Origin of the sequence: Kitasatospora putterlickiae, from assembly GCF_039527695.1 — a bacterium.
Taxonomy (GTDB): Bacteria; Actinomycetota; Actinomycetes; order Streptomycetales; family Streptomycetaceae; genus Kitasatospora; species Kitasatospora putterlickiae.
Genome location: NZ_BAAAKJ010000067.1, coordinates 1 through 3,210, shown reverse-complemented (window position 1 = coordinate 3,210; position 3,210 = coordinate 1). Strand labels below are relative to the sequence as shown.

Here is a 3,210-nt window from a genome sequence, read left to right as displayed (position 1 = left end):
GCCGTAGCCGTAGATGGCGGCGTGCTCGGCGCTGAGGGCGTCCTGGAAGGCGGTGGCCGGCTCGCCGGCGGCGGGGGTGGTGCCGGGCGCGGGGGCGGCGGACGGCGCGGGGTCGCCGAGGGCGACGGAGTGCAGGACGCCGGCCGCGGAGACGGAGGCCAGCAGGCGGGCCAGTTGGGGGGAGGCGGCGCCGAGGTCGGCGAGGCGGGCCTGGGCGGTCTGGCGTTCCAGGGCGGCCAGGGCGGCGAGGGTGGTGGGGGCCGTGGTGGGGGGAGCCGTGGCGGTGGTGGGGGGCGTCGTGGTGGTCGGCTGGAGGGCGGCGCGGTGCTGGGCGACCTCGGTGCGCAGCGGCTGGAGCTGCGGGGCCTGGGGGAGGAGGGCGTCGTAGCCGGCGAGGAGGGTGTCGGTGGCGGCGACGGCGCGCAGGCGGACCGGCTCGTCGGGGTCGGGGCGGTGGCGGTCGCCGGTCGGGGTGGCGGGGTCGGCGTCGGACCCGCTGGTACAGGCGCTGAGGGCTGTGCCGGCGGTCAGGAGCAGCCCGAGGGTCAGGATGGTCCGTCGGCTGGGCGGCTGCATGGGTGTCACTCCGGGGCGTGTACGGGAGGACGGCCTGCCCGCCTGCCCTCGTTGGCGTGAATGATTACAGAATCCTTACGTCTGTGGGCGTGGATCGGGTTCTCGGTGGCGGCCCGCGAGGGGTGTGAGCTTGCTCGCACCGGGTGAGGCGGGGTCGGGGCCGGAATCGGTGGTTGGGGGGTTCACCGGCTAGGCTTTGGGCCGAGCTGCCGCGACCCGGCCGCGCGCCGCACCGGCGCCGGGGGTGCGGAGCGACCTTCTGACAACAGCAGACGCGGCCGAGGAGTCCACCCGGATGAGCACCACCCACATCGACCGGCTGCGCGCGTTGCTGGAGCCGCTGGCCGCGCAGGCGGGCCTGGATCTGGAGGACGTCAAGGTCACCCAGGCGGGCAGTCGCCGCCAGGTGCAGATCGACGTGGACGCCGACGGCGGCGTGGACCTGGACACCATCGCGGAGTTCAGCCGGGTGGTCGGTGAGGCCCTGGACGAGTCGGACGTGATGGGTTCCGGGGCGTACGTCCTGGAGGTCGGTTCGCCGGGCGCGGAGCGTCCGCTGGCCGTGCCGCGGCACTGGACCCGCGCCGAGGGCCGGCTGGCCAGGATCCACCTGGTCGACGGCGGGGAGATCGTCGCCCGGGTGCTGGCGGCGGACGAGGACGGCGCGCTGGTCGAGGTCCAGCCGGTGAAGGGCCGTGGCCGGCCCAAGGAGCGCCGTCTGGAGTACGGCGAGGTCGCCCGTGCGCGGGTCCAGGTGGAGTTCAACCGCAAGGACGACGAGCTGCTGCTCGACGAGAACGTGACGAAAGACGAGGAGGCGTAGCCGTGGACATCGACATGAGTGCCCTGCGCGCGCTGGTCAGCGAGAAGAACATCCCCTTCGACCTGGTGGTCGAGTCGATCGAGTCGGCCCTCCTCACCGCGTACCACCGCACCGAGGGCTCGCGCCGTCGGGCCCGGGTGGAGCTGGACCGCAGGAGCGGCCACGTGACGGTCTGGGCGACCGAGGACGCGTCGGAGCTGGAGGAGGGCGTCGAGCCGAAGGAGTTCGACGACACCCCGAGCGGCTTCGGCCGGATCGCCTCCAGCATCGGCATGCAGGTGATGATGCAGCGGCTGCGTGACGCCGCCGACGACCAGACCTTCGGCGAGTACGCGGGCAAGGAGGGCGACATCGTCACCGGTGTCGTCCAGCAGGGCAACGACCCGAAGAACGTGCTGGTCGACATCGGCAAGCTGGAGGCCATCCTCCCGCCGCAGGAGCAGGTCCCGGGCGAGGACTACCGGCACGGCACCCGGCTGAAGTGCTACGTCGTGGCCGTGCGCCGGGGCGTGCGCGGGGCGTCGGTGACGCTGTCGCGCACCCACCCGAACCTGGTGAAGAAGCTGTTCGCGCTGGAGGTCCCGGAGATCGCGGACGGCAGCGTGGAGATCGCGGCGATCGCCCGTGAGGCCGGCCACCGGACCAAGATCGCGGTCTGGTCGCGCCGCCAGGGGCTGAACGCCAAGGGCGCCTGCATCGGTCCGATGGGCTCCCGGGTGCGCGCGGTGATGGGCGAGCTGCACGGCGAGAAGATCGACATCGTCGACTGGTCCGAGGACCCGCGCGAGATGGTCGCCGCCGCGCTGTCCCCCGCGCGGGTGACCAGCGTGGAGATCGTCGACGCCGCTCAGCGCTCCGCACGGGTGATCGTGCCGGACTACCAGCTGTCGCTGGCGATCGGCAAGGAGGGGCAGAACGCCCGTCTGGCCGCGCGTCTCACCGGGTGGCGGATCGACATCCGGCCGGACACCGAGGGCGCCGAGCAGGAATCCGCGGACCGGTAGTCGTTGTTGTCCGAACGCCCCCGCCGTTCCCTCCGGGGCCGGCGGGGCGGCGCCATGTCCCTTCGGAGGGGTAGACTTGCCTTCGTCTGGCCGGACGCATGTCCGAGCACGCCCGGAACGCACCTGCGTGGGCTGCCGCAAGCGCGCGGCCAAGCACCAGCTGTTGCGTGTCACGGCGGTCGAGGGCGTCTGCGTCCCTGATCCCCGTGGCGCACTGCCGGGCCGGGGCGCACACCTGCACCTCGATCCGAACTGCCTCGACCTCGCGGTCCGCCGACGGGCGTTCCCCCGGGCCTTCCGGCTCCAGGGCGCGCTCGACACCGGGCGGCTCCGCGAGTACATCGAGGAGCGGGTGAGCGTCAGCTCCCCGTGACGCCCGCCGCTCGCGCGGCGGAGCACCACCGCAACAAGCACGGCGCGCGGGCAGCCGTACGTCGTGCCACCAGTCAGGTACCTCGCGATGTGGAAGTAGGTCGAGATTGCGATGAGCACTCGATGAGTACGCGATGAGTACGCGATGGGTACGCCCATGAAGTAGCGACGGTCCGGCGGACGAGACCCCCGGACTCATAGACAGGAGTGAAGTGGCTAAGGTCCGGGTTTACGAACTCGCCAAGGAGCTCGGTTTGGAGAGCAAGGCCGTCATGGCCAAGCTCACCGAGCTGGGTGAGTTCGTCCGTTCGGCGTCCTCGACGATCGAGGCGCCGGTCGTACGCAAGTTGACTGACGCGCTTGGTGTGGCCCCCACCGGTGGTGGTTCCGCTGCCAAGCCGGGCCCGCGGAAGCCCGCGGCGCCCCAGCCCGCGG

Annotated in this window: 4 protein-coding genes and 1 pseudogene; 4 read left to right on the top strand and 1 reads right to left on the bottom strand. The window is 72.5% G+C overall.

Annotated elements, in window-relative coordinates; all coding sequences use genetic code 11:
- A pseudogene (locus ABD308_RS39605) lies at nt 1-135 on the bottom strand (hypothetical protein); the annotation flags it as partial.
- A gap of 736 nt (nt 136-871) precedes the next feature.
- Between ABD308_RS39605 and rimP the strand changes: the two are divergent.
- The 4 genes from rimP to ABD308_RS07585 form a co-directional block, all read left to right on the top strand.
- Nucleotides 872-1,399 (top strand): ribosome maturation factor RimP, encoded by a 528-nt coding sequence (gene rimP / locus ABD308_RS07600; protein ID WP_344329614.1) that lies wholly within the window; start codon nt 872-874, stop codon nt 1,397-1,399.
- Nucleotides 1,400-1,401: 2 nt separating this feature from the next.
- Nucleotides 1,402-2,403 carry a transcription termination factor NusA gene (nusA, locus tag ABD308_RS07595; RefSeq protein ID WP_344329611.1) on the top strand — a complete coding sequence of 334 codons (1,002 nt, stop codon included), beginning with the start codon at nt 1,402-1,404 and terminating at the stop codon, nt 2,401-2,403.
- Between the two features lie 127 nt (nt 2,404-2,530).
- Entirely contained in the window at nt 2,531-2,776 is a 246-nt protein-coding gene (locus ABD308_RS07590) for a YlxR family protein (RefSeq protein ID WP_344329609.1), read from the top strand.
- A gap of 211 nt (nt 2,777-2,987) precedes the next feature.
- On the top strand, nt 2,988-3,210 hold a 223-nt coding region (locus tag ABD308_RS07585; protein WP_344329607.1), incomplete at its 3' end, for a translation initiation factor IF-2 N-terminal domain-containing protein.

Excerpts from the sequence above, each read along its gene's own strand:
- rimP (WP_344329614.1), top strand. The coding sequence starts at position 872 with ATGAGCACCACCCACATCGACCGGCTGCGCGCGTTGCTGGAGCCGCTG.